This window comes from Enterobacter sp. BNK-29 (assembly GCF_048684785.1).
Taxonomy (GTDB): domain Bacteria; phylum Pseudomonadota; class Gammaproteobacteria; order Enterobacterales; family Enterobacteriaceae; genus Enterobacter; species Enterobacter cloacae_M.
In genome coordinates this window covers 291994-307172 of record NZ_JBLQTU010000004.1, presented here as the reverse complement: position 1 = coordinate 307172, position 15179 = coordinate 291994, and the positions used below count along the sequence as shown (strand labels likewise).

The following is a 15179-nucleotide window of genomic DNA, read 5'->3' as shown; positions in this document are numbered from 1 at the left end:
CTACAAAACCCGTAGGCCCGTGCAAGCGAAGCGCCACCCGGCAATCACATCAATGATAGGTCTTAATAATTTCCAGCACGCCGTTAATAATAAACTGCACGCCCATACAGACCAGTAAGAAGCCCATCAGCCGGGAAATCGCCTCGATACCGCCCTTGCCTACCCAGCGCATAATGGCGCCAGAACTGCGCAGCGACGCCCACACGATAACCCCGATAATCGCAAAAATCAGCGGTGGCGCAACCGTCAGCACCCAGTCCGGGAAGGTTGCGCTGTCACGCACCGTTGAGGCGGAGCTGATGATCATCGCGATGGTACCCGGCCCCGCCGTGCTCGGCATGGCAATTGGCACAAAGGCGATATTGGCACTCGGCTCAGTTTCCAGCTCTTCCGATTTGCTGGCCGCTTCCGGCGACTCATGCGCTTTTTGCGCCGGGAACAGCATGCGGAAACCGATAAAGGCCACAATCAGCCCCCCGGCGATACGCAGGCCGGGGATGGAAATCCCGAAGGTGTTCATCACCACTTGTCCGGCGTAGTAAGCCACCATCATGATGGCAAATACATACACCGAGGCCATCATCGACTGATGGTTGCGCTCGGCGCTGTTCATATTCCCTGCCAGCCCGAGGAACAGCGCCACCGTCGTTAGCGGGTTAGCCAACGGCAGCAAGACCACCAGCCCAAGGCTGATTGCTTTTATTAAATCCAACATAGTGCGTTGTCGTCCTTATCCATATTTAACACAGCAATTATAGGGTGAAAGTGTGACATTGAGCCATGGGCGCAACGCAACGATTATGTCCGTCCTGGAAAGATAACTTACAGTTATCCATATGATTTGAAAGACCTCAAAAAAAGTTCATGAAACGTTTTAGCAATTCGTGGCATCGGCTGACTCATTCAGTTGACTTATACTTGCCTGAGCAATAATATCTGCCGTGACTAACTACTTGCCAGGGCAACCATTGTGAAAAGCACCAGTGATATCTTTAACGACGTTGTTCCGCTGGGTCGTCTTATTCATATGGTAAATCAGAAAAAAGATCGCCTGCTCAATGACTATCTGTCACCGCTGGATATCACCGCAACACAGTTCAAAGTGCTGTGTTCCATTCGCTGCGAAGTGTGTATTACACCGGTTGAGCTTAAAAAGGTGCTCTCTGTCGATCTGGGCGCGTTAACCCGCATGCTCGATCGTCTCGTCTGCAAAGGATGGATAGAACGAAGCCCTAACCCGAATGACAAACGCGGCGTACTGGTGAAGCTGACCAGCGATGGCGCGGCCATGTGCGAGCAATGTCATCAATTAGTAGGACAAACACTGCATCAGGAACTAACAAAAAACTTAACGGCAGATGAAGTGGCAACCCTTGAGCTTTTGCTCAAGAAAATACTGCCGTAAACAGAAAAAGAGGTATGACGATGTCCAGACGCAATACTGACGCTATCACCATTCATAGCATTTTGGACTGGATCGAAGATAACCTGGAATCGCCGCTCTCCCTTGAAAAAGTGTCTGAGCGTTCTGGTTACTCCAAATGGCACCTGCAACGGATGTTCAAAAAAGAGACCGGTCATTCATTAGGTCAATACATTCGCAGCCGCAAGCTGACGGAAATTGCCCAGAAACTGAAAGAAAGCAATGAGCCGATCCTTTATCTGGCGGAGCGTTACGGATTTGAATCGCAACAAACCCTGACGCGTACGTTCAAGAACTATTTTGACGTGCCGCCTCATAAGTACCGAATCACCAGCGTGCCGGGCGAATCCCGATACCTGTATCCGTTAAAACACTGTAGTTAATCATCGCCTGTAAAGACGTAACCGAGGAAATCATGAAAGTTACCGCCTCCGCCGCCCTCGCCTTGCTGGTGCTATTCTCCAGCCAGACCTTCGCGGAGCAAACCCCTCGTGCAACGCAGCAAAATAATCCTGATACGATGATTTTGCCGTCCGCACATGACCAGTCGCCTTATGATTTCAACCATATGGGTGCTGGTAGCGACAAATCCGACGAATTAGGCGTGCCTTATTATAATCAGCACGGCCTCTGATTCGTTTTTGCCCCGCAGATGCGGGGCTTTTTTTATGCCTTTCTTACCCGCGTCGCCCGGCGCACGCGCAGGCCAAAGACGTTAATGTACAGTCCGGCCATGATCAGCACGGCGCCAATCAGCTGCAGCGCGCTCAGCGTTTCATCCAGTAAGAGTGCCGCACTGGCAAGCCCCACCACCGGCACCAGCAGGGATAACGGTGCAACGCGCCAGGTTTCATAGCGCCCCAGGAGCGATCCCCAGATCCCGTAGCCCACAATGGTGGCGACAAAGGCCAGATAGACAAGAGAAAGGATTGTGGTCAGATCGATTTCGACCAGACTGTTCACCATCACATCCGGACCATCCAGAATAAACGACGCCGCCAGAAACGGGATTATCGGGATCAGCGCGCTCCAGACCACCAGAGACATCACCGCCGGACGCGCCTCGTGCTGCATAATCAGCTTGTTGAAGATATTCCCACATGCCCAGCTCAGCCCCGCCGCCAGCGTCAGCATAAAGCCGAGCAGCGCCACATCCTGGCCGTTCAGGCTGGCCTCTATCAGCACCAGTACGCCGAACACCGCCAGCGTGATCCCCGCCAGCTGTTTGCCCTGCAGGCGTTCACCAAACACGAAGGCGCCGAGAATAATGGTAAAGAACGCCTGCGCCTGCAGCACCAGCGAGGCAAGACCGGCCGGCATACCGAACTTGATGGCGCAGAAGAGAAACGCGAACTGGCCAAAGCTGATGGTCAGACCGTAGCCCAGCAGCAGTTTAAAGGGGATCTTTGGACGCGCCACAAAGAAGATGGCCGGGAATGCGACCAGCAGAAAACGCAAACCGGCCAGCATCAGCGGCGGCATATTGTGTAACCCCAGCTTGATGACCACAAAATTGAGCCCCCATACTACGACCACCAGCAACGCCAGCAGCCCGTCTTTACGCGTCATACCCTGCCCCTGAATTATTAATTATTTGTTAACAGTTCAAGGTAACAGAAAAAAGCGGGCGGCGAGAAGATCATTAATTCTGGCAGTCAGTCTAAGCACTTACGGATAAATTGGGCGCTATACAAGCCCCTTATGTCGTGATACTCCTTTTAGGACACAACATAAAAAGCATAAGCAACTGTCGGGCAGGAATATGAAACCATCTCTCAGGCGCTCAACCGCAGCGCTGCTGGCATCGTCATTGTTATTAACCATTGGTCGGGGGGCAACGCTTCCGTTTATGACCATTTATCTCACGCGCGTCTATAGCATGAGCGTCGAGAATATTGGTTATGCCCTGACGATTGCGCTGACCATCGGCGTAGTGTTCAGCCTGGGATTTGGCATTCTTGCCGATAAGTTTGATAAAAAACGCTACATGCTGATCGCGATCGTGGCCTTTATCGCCGGGTTTGTCGCGATCCCGCTGGTCGAAAACGTCACGCTGGTGGTGCTGTTCTTTGCGCTGATCAACTGCGCCTATTCCGTCTTTTCGACGGTGCTGAAGGCCTGGTTCTCCGACGTGCTCACCGCAAGCCAGAAAGCGCGCGTCTTCTCCCTTAACTACAGCTTCCTGAACATTGGCTGGACGATCGGGCCGCCGATTGGCACCCTGCTGGTGATGTACAGTCTGCAGCTGCCGTTCTGGCTGGCGGCCTTCTGCGCCGCGCTGCCGCTCGGATTCATCCATTTCTTCGTGCAGAAAAGCGTTGCGCTGGATACCGCCGAGGAGAAGATGCCCTGGCAGCCGTCGGTATTGCTGAAAGACCGCGCGCTGTTCTGGTATACGCTCTCTGGCCTGCTGGCGTCATACGTCGGCGGATCGTTCGCGACCTGCATTTCGCAATACGTTCTGGCCGCGCATGCAGACAGTAATTTCGCTGAAAAGGTGGTCGCCGTGGTATTGCCCGTCAACGCCGCCGTGGTGGTGACGCTGCAATATGCGCTGGGCCGCAAGATCTCTGCCAGCAATATTCGCCCGCTGATGACCCTCGCCACCCTGTTTTTTATCGTGGGGCTGGGGGGATTTATGGTCTCTGGAGAAAACCTGGTTTACTGGGGCATCGCTGCCGCCATCTTTACCCTGGGTGAGATTATCTATGCACCGGGCGAATACATGCTGATCGACAACATTGCCCCGCCGGGAATGAAGGCAAGCTATTTCTCCGCGCAGGCGCTGGGCTGGCTCGGCGCGGCGGCAAACCCGATGATCACCGGTATTATTCTGACCAACCTGCCGCACTGGTCGCTTTTTGTCATCATGATGGTCGCCATCGTCATTGCGTGGCTGATGATTTTGCGCGGGATGAGCGTGAAGGCGTGGTGTGAAACGCCCAACGTGGCGTAGCGCTTCCAGGCCGGGTGAGGCGTAGCCGCCACCCGGCAATAAAGCATCAGTGGTGCAGCATTTCTTCTACCACCTGCTCTTTGTACATCTCATTCGGATAATAGGTCGGCCAGTTATCCATCTCTTTCAGCAGCGCCTCGTGGGAAGTGTTGCCCATGAAAATATGGAAATGGGAAGAGGCCTTCGGGGCGATGGTGTGGTCGCTGAACTGAACAAACTTCGGTGCCTTGCTGCCGGCGTCCTTACACTCAAACAGGTAACGGACCCCTTTTTTGCCCGATGCGTAGGTCAGTATTTTGTAGCCGCTGTAATCATACTGACAGCGGCTGACCGCTTTGCCCTTATGAAATTCCATCACGTTATTTTCGATGCCGATGGCATCCACGTCCGTCGCATAGCCCTTGCGGTAGTACGCTTTCACCTCGTCAAAGGTTTTGCTTTTGTCTTTCTGCGCTTTTTGTTTAAACACCGGATCCAGAGAGCCGTCCAGCAGGAACGGATAGACCGACTGCCAGGTCCCGTCCCAGTCTGACAGCGCTCTGTCCTTGACGTCCTTATCCTCAAACACGCCGTTTGCCGCCCTCTGTTCCGCTTCGGTCATCTGATGGCCGTGCGAGTGAGCAAACAGCTGGCCGCTGACCAGCAGCGCCCCCAGAGTCATGGCAAATTTCCCAATATGTGCAGCCAACATAACACCCTCATTCCGTTTTGTAAGAATGCGGATGTTATATTATAACATTTTAAATCGCAACCAATCCTCGAACGCCCTCCTGCTCCATGTTTTCACCCCGCCCGCGCTGGATAATGGTGCCGCGCGACATCAGCAGATAGCTGTCGGCCAGCTCGGCGGCAAAGTCGTAAAACTGTTCGACAAGCAGGATCGCCATGTCGCCTCGGTTCGCCAGGGTGCGGATCACCTGTCCAATCTCTTTAATCACCGACGGCTGTATGCCTTCGGTCGGCTCGTCCAGAATCAACAGCTGCGGACGGCTCGCCAGCGCGCGGCCAATCGCCAGCTGCTGCTGCTGTCCACCGGAGAGATCGCCCCCGCGGCGGTGCTTCATCTCTTTGAGCACCGGGAACAGCTGCCAGATCTCATCCGGAACCTGCTTCGCCTCGCGAGCGGAAAATCGTGATAGCCCCAGCAGGAGGTTCTCTTCCACGGTCAGGCGCGGGAAAATCTCGCGGCCCTGCGGAACGTAAGCCACGCCAGACTGCACCCGCTGGTGCGGCCTGCTGTGGGTGATCTTTTTACCCTGCCAGATGACCTCCCCGGTTTTCGCCGGGATCAGCCCCATCAGACACTTCAGCAGCGTGGTTTTCCCGACGCCGTTTCGCCCCAGCAGGCAGGTGACTTCTCCGGTGACGGCCTCAAAACTCACGCCGCGCAGGATATGGCTGCCGCCGTAATACTGATTCAGTTCGTTAACCTGTAACATCATCGCTCCTTAGCGCCCCAGATAGACCTCAATCACCTGCTCGTTGGCCTGCACCTCGCGAAGCGAACCTTCCGCCAGCACGCGTCCCTGATGCAGCACCGTGACGTGGTCGGCGATAGTCTCAACAAAGCCCATATCGTGTTCCACCACCATCAGGGAATGCTTACCCGCCAGAGTTTTGAACAGCTCGGCGGTGTATTCGGTTTCCGCGTCGGTCATCCCGGCGGCCGGTTCATCCAGCAGCAGCAGGTGCGGGTCCTGTACCAGAAGCATACCGATTTCCAGAAACTGTTTTTGCCCGTGCGAAAGCAGCCCGGCGCGGCGGTCGCGCTCGCTGCTAAGGCGCAGCAAAACCAGCATCTCATCAATGCGGTCGCGCTGTTCACCGTTGAGTTTTGCCCGCAGGCTCGCCCAGACGGATTTATCGGTTTTCATGGCGATCTCCAGGTTTTCCCACACTGTCAGGGCTTCAAAAACCGTGGGCTTCTGGAATTTACGCCCGATCCCCTGGCGGGCAATGGCCGCAGGCTCCAGCGCGGTCAGGTCGATGGACTGATCGTAAATCGCCCTGCCGCTCTTTGGCCGAGTTTTACCTGTGATAACGTCCATCAGCGTGGTTTTACCGGCGCCGTTGGGGCCAATCACACAGCGCAGCTCGCCCACGCCGATATTCAGCGACAGATCGGTAAGGGCCTGAAAACCATCAAAATTGACGTTAATGGCCTCAAGCTGCAGCACCGGGTCGGTCTGTTCACGGTAACGATCGCCCGGCAACTGGCGGGTAAATAACCCTTCGGCTGGCTGCATTATTTGTCTCCCTTCCGAAACAGACCGTAGACGCCGCGCGGTAAAAACAGCGTGACGGCGATGAAAATCAGCCCCAGGAACAGCTGCCAGTATTCCGGCATCGCGACGGTGAAGAAGCTCTTGGCGCCGTTTACCAGCGCCGCGCCAATCACCGGCCCGACCAGCGTGCCGCGCCCGCCCAGCGCCACCCAGATCGCGGCTTCAATCGAGTTGGTCGGCGACATTTCGCCAGGGTTGATAATGCCCACCTGCGGGACGTACAGCGCCCCCGCCAGGCCGCACAGGACGGCAGAAAGCGTCCATACCAGCAGCTTGAACCCGCGCGGATCGTAGCCGCAAAACGTCAGGCGGTTTTCGGCGTCGCGAACAGCGGTCAGGATGCGGCCAAACTTGCTCTTCGTCAGGGCAAATCCGGTGCCCAACGCCAGAATAAGCAACAGCACGGTCGCCAGAAACAGCGCGATACGGGTGGTCGTTTCCGTCACCGAAAACCCGAGCAGCGTGGTGAAGCCGGTAAAGCCGTTATTGCCGCCAAAACCGGTTTCGTTGCGAAAGAACAGCAGCATCCCGGCATAGGTCAGCGCCTGGGTCATAATCGAGAAGTAGACCCCTTTGATCTTTGAGCGGAAGGCGAACCAGCCGAACACCAGCGCCAGCAGGCCCGGTACCATCATAATCAGCACCAGCGCCCAGGCAAAATGCTGTGTTCCCCACCAGAACCACGGCAGTTCGCTCCAGGAAAGAAACGACATAAACGCGGGAAGACCGTCACCCGCGGCCTGACGCATCAGGTACATGCCCATCGCGTAGCCGCCCAGGGCGAAGAAGATGCCGTGCCCAAGAGAGAGCATCCCGGCGTAGCCCCACACCAGATCCAGCGCCACCGCAACGATGGCATAGCAGAGGATCTTGCCAATCAGCGTCAGCATCCAGGTCGACAGCGCCAGCGGATGCGTCGCAGGCAGTAAGGCGAAAAACGGTAATATCAGCAGACACACCACCAGCAGGCTGCCTGCAAGTTGCGTTGTGCGCGGCGCTTTGCGCGCCAGCGTTAAGGTCAGCGGCTGGCTCATCAGTCAATCACCCTCCCTTTCAGCGCAAACAGCCCCTGAGGGCGTTTCTGAATAAACAGCACGATCGCCACCAGAATCACGATCTTGCCCAGCACCGCCCCCATCTGCGGTTCAAGAATTTTATTGAAGATACCCAGACTAAACGCCGCGGCCACGCTGCCTGCCAGCTGCCCTACGCCACCGAGAACGACCACGAGGAAGGAATCAATAATGTAGCCCTGGCCCAGCTCCGGCCCGACGTTACCGAGCTGCGATAGCGCCACGCCGCCTAACCCGGCAATCCCTGATCCAAGCCCAAACGCCAGCATATCGACGCGACCTGTCGGTACCCCGCAGCAGGCGGCCATGCTGCGGTTCTGCGTCACCGCGCGCACGTTGAGCCCCAGACGGGTTTTATTCAGAATGAGCCAGGTAAAGAACAGCACCAGCAGCACGAAGCCCAGCACCACGATGCGGTTCCACGGCAGCGTCAGGTTGGCAAAAACCTGCACCCCGCCGGACAGCCATGCCGGGTTGGCCACCTCCAGATTCTGGGCGCCAAAGGTCATGCGCACCAGCTGGATGAGCATCAGGCTAATCCCCCACGTTGCCAGCAGCGTTTCCAGCGGGCGTCCGTACAGATGGCGGATCACGGTGCGTTCCAGCACCATTCCGATGCCCGCCGTCAGGCAGAACGCCACCGGAAGCGCGATAACGGGATAGAGCGCCAACCACTGGGGCGCAAGCCCGGCCATCGCCTGCTGCACCATCCAGGTGGCATATGCCCCCAGCATCAGCATCTCGCCGTGCGCCATATTGATAACGCCCAGCAGGCCGTAGGTGATGGCAAGCCCCAGCGCCGCCAGCAGCAGCACCGACCCCAGGGAGAGCCCCATAAACGCCTGGCCCAGCAGATCGCCCCACATCAGTCGATGCTGGATCTGGCTCAAACTATCCTGCGCGGCAGCGCGAACCCCGGCATCCGGCTCTGTCTGCGCCCGGGTAAACGGGGTAAGTCTGGACTCAACGTCCGGATCGTCGGACTGCCCTAATAACTCGACGGCCTTGCGGCGCACTTCTGCCTGCGGGCTGGAGAGCTGGAGATTCGCCACCGCCAGTAAAAGCGCCTGACGTGCCACCGCGTCCGTTTCATCGTTTACCCGCTTTTCCAGAAAAGCGAGCATTCCGGGCTGGGCATCCCGCTGAAGCTGACGAGCTGCCGCCCGCCTTTCTGTGACACTGTCACTCACCAGCTGATGCGTAGCGATGGCCGTGGCGGCCAGAACCCGCAGCCGGTTGGTCAAACGAACGGCTTTGGCTGCCCCTTCCATCGACTTAGCGTCACCGAGCGACACCATTTGACCGCTGCGCTGCGCAAAGGCGTGCTTTTGGCTGTCGGTATAGAGATTTTCTTTTTGCAGTGCCTGCAGCAGCGGCAGCCTCGCGGCGTCCGGCGCGGCGGCCCACTGCGAAAGCAACTCCGCCTGCTGGCTGCGGCTGGCGGCAACAAAACGATCGGCATCCGATGCCTGCGCCATCCCTGGCAGCAGTCCGGAAAGCCATACAAGAGCGATGAACATGCGCATGGCGTTCATGACGTTTCTCCCTGGTGATGGCTTAGTTGCTGGCGGTTTTCATCGGCTGGTCGGGCTTTTTATCGTTTCCGGCGATGAACGGGCTCCACGGCTGGGCACGTACCGGCTGCTCAGTCTGCCACACCACGTTGAACTGGCCGTTGCCTTCGATTTCGCCGATCATGACCGGCTTATGCAGATGGTGGTTGGTGGCATCCATGGTGAGCGTAAAGCCAGACGGTGCCTTAAAGGACTGGCCGGCCATCGCCTCACGCACTTTATCCACGTCGGTAGTACCCGCTTTTTCCACCGCCTGCGCCCACATATGGATCCCCACGTAAGTCGCTTCCATCGGGTCGTTGGTCACCACGGTATCGGCGTTCGGCAGCTTGTGCGCTTTGGCATAGGCTTTGTAATCCGCCACGAAGGCCTGGTTGGTCGGGTTATCCACGGATTCAAAGTAGTTCCACGCCGCGAGGTTGCCGACCAGCGGTTTGGTGTCGATCCCGCGCAGCTCTTCTTCTCCCACGGAGAACGCCACCACCGGCACGTCGGTCGCCTTCAGACCCTGGTTAGCCAGCTCTTTGTAGAACGGAACGTTGGAATCGCCGTTGATGGTCGACACCACGGCGGTTTTACCGCCCGCAGAGAATTTCTTGATGTTGGCGACGATGGTCTGGTAGTCGCTGTGACCGAACGGGGTATAAACCTCCTCGATGTCCTTATCCTCTACCCCTTTCGAATGCAGGAACGCGCGCAGGATCTTGTTGGTGGTGCGCGGGTAAACATAGTCCGTGCCCAGCAGGAAGAAGCGCTTCGCCGCGCCGCCGTCTTCGCTCATCAGGTATTCCACCGCCGGGATGGCCTGCTGGTTCGGCGCCGCGCCGGTATAGAAGACGTTTGGCGACATCTCTTCGCCTTCATACTGCACCGGATAGAACAGCAGACCGTTCAGCTCCTCGAAGACCGGCAGCACGGATTTGCGCGATACCGACGTCCAGCAGCCGAATACCACCGCCACTTTATCCTGACTTAACAGCTGGCGCGCCTTCTCGGCAAACAGCGGCCAGTTTGAGGCGGGATCCACCACCACCGGCTCCAGTTTTTTACCCAGCACGCCGCCTTTCGCGTTGATCTCGTCGATGGTCATCAGCGCGACGTCTTTCAGCGGCGTTTCGGAGATGGCCATGGTGCCGGAAAGAGAATGCATGATCCCCACTTTGATGGTCTCGGCCGCCTGCACGCCAAAACTCATTCCCATCGCCACGACGGACGCGGATAACGCAAAGGCTTTTAATAAGGTACGACGCTGCATATTTTCACTCCTGAAAAAGAACGCTGTGCGAAAACGTCCGTTACGGCGTGGACGCGGAAAAAAATGTGTCAGCGAAGCAGGAGCAAAAAGGATGCCAGAATGAAGGAAGCGCTATTTCAGGAGGGGGAACGCAGGATGTAAAGAGAACGACTCAGAATGGCACAGCGCTGCACTTTTATAATGCAGCGCTGTGGAAGAGGCTTTACCAGACTTCGCTGGCGATCTGCGTGACCAGACGGACTTTGTCCCACTGCTGGGATTCGCTCAGGCTGTTGCCCTCTTCGGTAGAGGCAAAGCCGCACTGCGGGCTGAGGCATATTTGCTCTTTTGCCACGTATTTCGCCGCCTCTTCCAGACGGGCCTTAATCCCCTCCGGGTTCTCCAGCTCGCCGTTTTTGGTGGTAATCAGGCCCAGCACCACCTGCTGCTTGCCCGGGCGAATGAAGCGCAATGGCGCGAAATCCCCGCTCCGGTCGTTATCGTATTCAAGGAAGAACGCGTCAACGTTGACCGTGCCGAACAGCACTTCCGCCACCGGCTCGTAGCCGCCTTCGGAAATCCAGGTTGAACGGAAGTTACCGCGGCATACGTGCAGGCCGATAGTTAGATCGTCCGGCTTGCCTTCCAGCGCCTTGTTCAGAACGCGGGCATAGATGCGTGCCAGCTCATCGGCATCATCGCCTCGCTCGCGGATCTGACGGCGCTGGTCGTCCGAACACAGATAGGCCCAGACGGTGTCGTCCAGCTGCAGGTAACGGCAGCCCGCGTCGTAAAATGCGCGGATGGCGTCGCGCCAGGTGGTCGCCAGATCGTCGAAATAGTCATTCAGATCCGGGTACACCGTCGCATCAATGTCTTTACGCCCGCCGCGGAAATGGAGCACGCTCGGGCTGGGAATGGTCATCTTCGGCTGAGCATTGCCGCTAATGCTTTTCAGGTAGCGGAAATCTTCGAGCATCGGATGGTCGCCAAAGCCCAGCTTGCCGGTTACGCGCACGCCGTGGGCTTTGGTTTGTACCCCGTTGAACTGGATGCCCTGCTGTGAATCGTAGCGCTCAACACCCTGCAGACCGTCGAAGAAGTCGAAGTGCCACCAGGCACGACGAAATTCACCGTCGGTGACCACATGCAGGCCGCACGCACACTGCTGCTCAACGACGTGGCGGATGGCATCGTCCTCTACCGCGCGAAGCTGTCCGGCGTCAATTTCGCCGCTGGCAAACTTCAGGCGAGCCTCTTTGATGGCATCCGGGCGTAAAAAACTGCCGACTACATCGGCGCGGTACGGGGCGTGCTGTCGTTGCATGGAAATCTCCTCAGTCTGCCGACGATAATTGCCAGCAGTGATAATTCATCACTTGAAGCTTTAGACTTCTGGATGTCTAAATGTCCAAAAAAAGATGTCATACCTGTCCCGTTCCGGCAAACGAGAAAATTTCACGGGTGTTGAAAAAAATTCATGTTCACAGCGCGACGGCAGTTTCGCTGCTGGCAAAGGCGAACTTTTCATCCTCCCATCCGCTGATCCCCCCGAGCATGATTTTGACCGGCAGCCCGAGGCGCGCCAGCTTGAGCGCGGCCCTGTCCGCGCCGTTACAGTGCGGCCCTGCGCAGTAAACGACGAACAGCGTGCCTTCAGGCCATTCGGCCATGCGCTCGGCGGTCATCTGGCTCCGCGGCAGGTGCAGTGCGCCAGGTACGTGACGGCGGGCAAACTGCTCCGGGCTGCCCACGACGTGCAGCAGCACGAAGTCCTGCTCATGGTTGACGATGGCGTGATGCACATCCGCACAGTCGGTTTCAACGCTCAGGCGGCGCAGAAAATGGGTAACGGCTTCCTGCGGCTCGGCAGCCGGAAATTCAGTAACATAGCTCATGATCCTTCCTCATCTTTGGCGTTTGTGTTAACACTACTCTATCCACAAATTCAGCCCGTGAATGCGTTCGCTTATGCCAGAAAACAGCAAAAAGATGACAAACTTAAGACAAATTGCCCGCCCGCAGGTGGTGGTGCTGGCGTATGACGGTCTGTGCACCTTTGAGTTTGGCGTGGCGGTGGAGATCTTCGGCCTGCCGCGTCCCGAGCTGGGCGACGAGTGGTATCGTTTTGCGGTGGCGAGCGTGGACAGCGGTGAACTTCGGGCAACTGGCGGGATCCGCATCGTTACCGATGGTGATTTAAGCCTGCTTGCGTCTGCGGACCTGATTGTGGTTCCCGGCTGGCGGGGGCTGGATTCACCGGTTCCGGACGCGCTCTGCGAGGCACTACGCCAGGCCAGCGCGAGAGGATGCCGGCTGCTCTCCATCTGCTCGGGGGTGTTTGTGCTGGCCGCAACGGGGCTGCTGAACGGCCGCAAAGCCACGACGCACTGGCGCTACATTGACGCGCTGAAAGTCCGCTACCCTGACATCGACGTGGTTGAGGATGTTCTCTACCAGGACGAAGGCGATATTCTGACGTCCGCTGGCAGCGCGGCGGGAATCGATCTCTGTCTGCACGTTGTGCGGCGGGATTATGGCATGGAAACCGCCAACAGCGTGGCGCGTCGGCTGGTCATTCCCCCTCACCGGGATGGTTCACAACCACAGCAGCTGAGCCGTCCGGTAGCCCAGCTGCGGGAAAGCCAGCGCCTCGGCCAGCTGTTTGATTTTCTGCACACGCATCTTATCGAGGCGCACAGCGTCGACTCCCTGGCGCGTCGGGTCGGAATGAGCCAGCGCACCTTCCTTCGTCGCTTCGAGGCGGCAACGGGGACGACGCCCGCACGCTGGTTAATCAATGAGCGCCTGCTGAGAGCAAAAGATTATCTGGAAAGCAGCCGGTTAAGCATCGACAGCATCGCTGAACAGACCGGGTTTGGTCAGGCGTCGACACTGCGTCATCATTTTCGCCAGCAGTTCGCGCTTTCCCCGGCTCAGTATCGTAAACAATTTTCACGTCCGGGTACTGCACGCTAACGGTTGAGGGTTCCCCACAAAATAATGCCTGCACGGACGCCCCCCTCTCCCTTGAGGGAGAGGGCTGGGGTGGCTCAATCGCCACCACCCTGGCGACCCGGGCTCCCGGCGGTAAATCGCCGCTTCGCGGTCCCCTCAGCTTATTCCTTCAGGCTATCGGGTCGGGCATGAGCCTGCATCCCTGCAGGCCACGCCCTCTCGGCGCATCCCTGCGCCTCGCCCCGGCCTTACGGAAACGCTTCGGCGATTTACAGCCGGACCAGGGCATCGCTGTAAATCTGTCATTATTCTGAAGACAGTCTTATTGCTTCTGAATACATGTTTACAAAGGGGCCCCTCTCCGCTAAGAGGAAGAGTCATTTTTTAATTTTCGTAATACGGAGCACCTGATGGTCACTACACACGTTTTTATCGCGGTCAGTCTTGATGGTTACATCGCCCGACAGAATGACGATATCGACTGGCTGCTGCAGCGCGACGATCCAACGGAAGATCATGGCTATGAGGCATTCATCGCGGACAAAGAGTGGATCGTGATGGGCCGGGGTAGCTATGAAAAGGTACTGACCTTTGACGCATGGCCTTGCGATCGTCCCGTGCTGGTGCTCTCCCGACAGCTGGTCGGTACGCCCGTGCCTGAGGCGCTAAAGGGAAAAGTGCAGTTTTCATCCCGGACGCCAAAGGAGGTGCTGGACGATCTCGCTGCGCAGGACGTACATCGCGTCTATCTTGATGGCGGACAGGTGATACAGTCGTTCCTGCGCGAAGGACTGGTAGCCGATATGGTGATCACGACCGTACCTGTACTGCTCGGGGAGGGAAAACCGCTGTTCGGAACGTTGTCCCGGGATATTAATTTGACACTGGTATCAAGCCGCAGCTTCCCTTCGGGCCTGGTGCAGTCGCATTATCGGCTGACGCCATAACCCTATCGCGACGGTCTGCGCAAAAAAAAACCGCCAAAAAATGGCGGTAAATGCTTGCATGGATAGATTTATGTTTTGGTCTCTACGTCCCGACACTCCATGGCCGGGCAGCGGATCTCACACAACCTAACACCTGTTGTCTTAACGAACGCTAAACAACCTTATTAACCAGTATGGGTATTGATCTGCAAATAACGCATAAGGCCCTGCTCAGCGCTCTGTTTTGCATCGTCATTAATGGCTTCCAGATAAAAGGAGCGAGCGACACCATAAGGTGCTTTTTCAGAGGGATACACCGCAAACTGGAATGTTTTTCCTCTCGCCTGATGAGTGCAGTCTAATTCCCAACGCTGATCGTTCACTTTTTTGCTGGCGCAGGCAACGCTACCATAATCGCTGGTTAAATAAGAACCCACGCGAATTTCTGCAGATTGAATATATTCTGGTTCGTCATTACCTGCATAACGAACCCCTGCAGCGGCTCCAACAGCCACTACCAGAAGCGCAAGCGCTATTATTTTTTTCATTTATAAATGACCTGTTCCTTAGCCTAAGATTACTATTATATAAGATTAATCCTTAATGCATACCTCCAATTGTGGACCAGAAATAGTAGTTTACAAAGATTCAGATGTTTTTAGGAACTGTCCTAACCGCTATTTCGAACGTACATTATTTGACATTTTCTTTGCGCTAATTTTAATTTTTGAATAATAACCCTAAGAAATA

Annotated in this window: 17 protein-coding genes; 6 read left to right on the top strand and 11 right to left on the bottom strand. The window is 56.6% G+C overall.

Annotated features, from left to right (window positions below):
- Positions 1–49 precede the first annotated feature (49 nt).
- Positions 50–715, bottom strand: coding sequence for a MarC family NAAT transporter (locus ACMGGX_RS21065; protein ID WP_023311775.1), 666 nt, complete (start codon positions 713–715; stop codon positions 50–52).
- Between the two features lie 255 nt (positions 716–970).
- Here ACMGGX_RS21065 and marR point away from each other — a divergent pair, with 255 nt between their 5' ends.
- From marR to marB, 3 genes are read left to right on the top strand one after another with little or no spacing between them, the layout of a single operon-like run.
- Positions 971–1405 carry a multiple antibiotic resistance transcriptional regulator MarR gene (marR, locus tag ACMGGX_RS21060; RefSeq protein WP_008502236.1) on the top strand — a complete coding sequence of 145 codons (435 nt, stop codon included), beginning with the start codon at positions 971–973 and terminating at the stop codon, positions 1403–1405.
- A 20-nt stretch (positions 1406–1425) separates the two neighbouring features.
- Positions 1426–1806 carry an MDR efflux pump AcrAB transcriptional activator MarA gene (marA, locus tag ACMGGX_RS21055; protein ID WP_008502237.1) on the top strand — a complete coding sequence of 127 codons (381 nt, stop codon included), beginning with the start codon at positions 1426–1428 and terminating at the stop codon, positions 1804–1806.
- A gap of 32 nt (positions 1807–1838) precedes the next feature.
- Positions 1839–2057, top strand: a complete 219-nt coding sequence (marB, locus tag ACMGGX_RS21050) for a multiple antibiotic resistance protein MarB (RefSeq protein WP_029741246.1) — start codon at positions 1839–1841, stop codon at positions 2055–2057.
- Between the two features lie 32 nt (positions 2058–2089).
- Here marB and eamA read toward each other — a convergent pair whose 3' ends face one another.
- Entirely contained in the window at positions 2090–2992 is a 903-nt protein-coding gene (eamA, locus tag ACMGGX_RS21045) for an O-acetylserine/cysteine exporter (RefSeq protein WP_181593149.1), read from the bottom strand.
- Between the two features lie 193 nt (positions 2993–3185).
- Between eamA and ydeE the strand changes: the two genes are divergently transcribed.
- Positions 3186–4379 carry an efflux MFS transporter YdeE gene (ydeE, locus tag ACMGGX_RS21040; RefSeq protein ID WP_202769678.1) on the top strand — a complete coding sequence of 398 codons (1194 nt, stop codon included), beginning with the start codon at positions 3186–3188 and terminating at the stop codon, positions 4377–4379.
- Between the two features lie 46 nt (positions 4380–4425).
- On the opposite strand, the gene zinT is transcribed toward ydeE, so the two are convergent.
- The 8 genes from zinT to ACMGGX_RS21000 all read right to left on the bottom strand — a co-directional run bounded on the left by zinT (position 4426) and on the right by ACMGGX_RS21000 (position 12443).
- Positions 4426–5067: a metal-binding protein ZinT gene (gene zinT / locus ACMGGX_RS21035; protein ID WP_063441532.1), complete on the bottom strand. Its 642-nt coding sequence runs from the start codon at positions 5065–5067 to the stop codon at positions 4426–4428.
- 52 nt (positions 5068–5119) lie between these two features.
- The gene (gene urtE / locus ACMGGX_RS21030; RefSeq protein ID WP_045399259.1) at positions 5120–5818 is read right to left on the bottom strand and encodes an urea ABC transporter ATP-binding subunit UrtE; all 699 of its coding nucleotides are present in this window, start codon (positions 5816–5818) and stop codon (positions 5120–5122) included.
- A gap of 9 nt (positions 5819–5827) precedes the next feature.
- Positions 5828–6625 carry an urea ABC transporter ATP-binding protein UrtD gene (urtD, locus tag ACMGGX_RS21025; protein WP_023311769.1) on the bottom strand — a complete coding sequence of 266 codons (798 nt, stop codon included), beginning with the start codon at positions 6623–6625 and terminating at the stop codon, positions 5828–5830.
- Positions 6625–7698 carry an urea ABC transporter permease subunit UrtC gene (urtC, locus tag ACMGGX_RS21020; protein ID WP_420298922.1) on the bottom strand — a complete coding sequence of 358 codons (1074 nt, stop codon included), beginning with the start codon at positions 7696–7698 and terminating at the stop codon, positions 6625–6627. The genes urtD and urtC overlap by 1 nt, the downstream gene beginning before the upstream one ends.
- A complete protein-coding gene (gene urtB, locus ACMGGX_RS21015; protein ID WP_420298921.1) occupies positions 7698–9272 on the bottom strand; it encodes an urea ABC transporter permease subunit UrtB in 1575 nt (524 codons plus the stop codon). The genes urtC and urtB overlap by 1 nt, the downstream gene beginning before the upstream one ends.
- A 22-nt stretch (positions 9273–9294) precedes the next feature.
- Positions 9295–10566 carry an urea ABC transporter substrate-binding protein gene (gene urtA / locus ACMGGX_RS21010; protein ID WP_223534019.1) on the bottom strand — a complete coding sequence of 424 codons (1272 nt, stop codon included), beginning with the start codon at positions 10564–10566 and terminating at the stop codon, positions 9295–9297.
- A gap of 202 nt (positions 10567–10768) precedes the next feature.
- Positions 10769–11872 carry a cobalamin-independent methionine synthase II family protein gene (locus ACMGGX_RS21005; RefSeq protein ID WP_033145525.1) on the bottom strand — a complete coding sequence of 368 codons (1104 nt, stop codon included), beginning with the start codon at positions 11870–11872 and terminating at the stop codon, positions 10769–10771.
- 157 nt (positions 11873–12029) lie between these two features.
- Positions 12030–12443, bottom strand: a complete 414-nt coding sequence (locus ACMGGX_RS21000) for a rhodanese-like domain-containing protein (protein WP_420298920.1) — start codon at positions 12441–12443, stop codon at positions 12030–12032.
- Between the two features lie 73 nt (positions 12444–12516).
- On the opposite strand from ACMGGX_RS21000, the gene ftrA reads away from it, so the two are divergent.
- Entirely contained in the window at positions 12517–13524 is a 1008-nt protein-coding gene (ftrA, locus tag ACMGGX_RS20995; RefSeq protein WP_063441517.1) for a transcriptional regulator FtrA, read from the top strand.
- Positions 13525–13913: 389 nt separating this feature from the next.
- Entirely contained in the window at positions 13914–14450 is a 537-nt protein-coding gene (locus ACMGGX_RS20990; RefSeq protein WP_420298919.1) for a dihydrofolate reductase family protein, read from the top strand.
- Positions 14451–14614: 164 nt separating this feature from the next.
- Here the strand turns inward: ACMGGX_RS20990 and ACMGGX_RS20985 are convergent, their stop codons facing one another.
- Entirely contained in the window at positions 14615–14977 is a 363-nt protein-coding gene (locus ACMGGX_RS20985; protein ID WP_063441521.1) for a hypothetical protein, read from the bottom strand.
- Between the last annotated feature and the right edge of the window lie 202 nt (positions 14978–15179).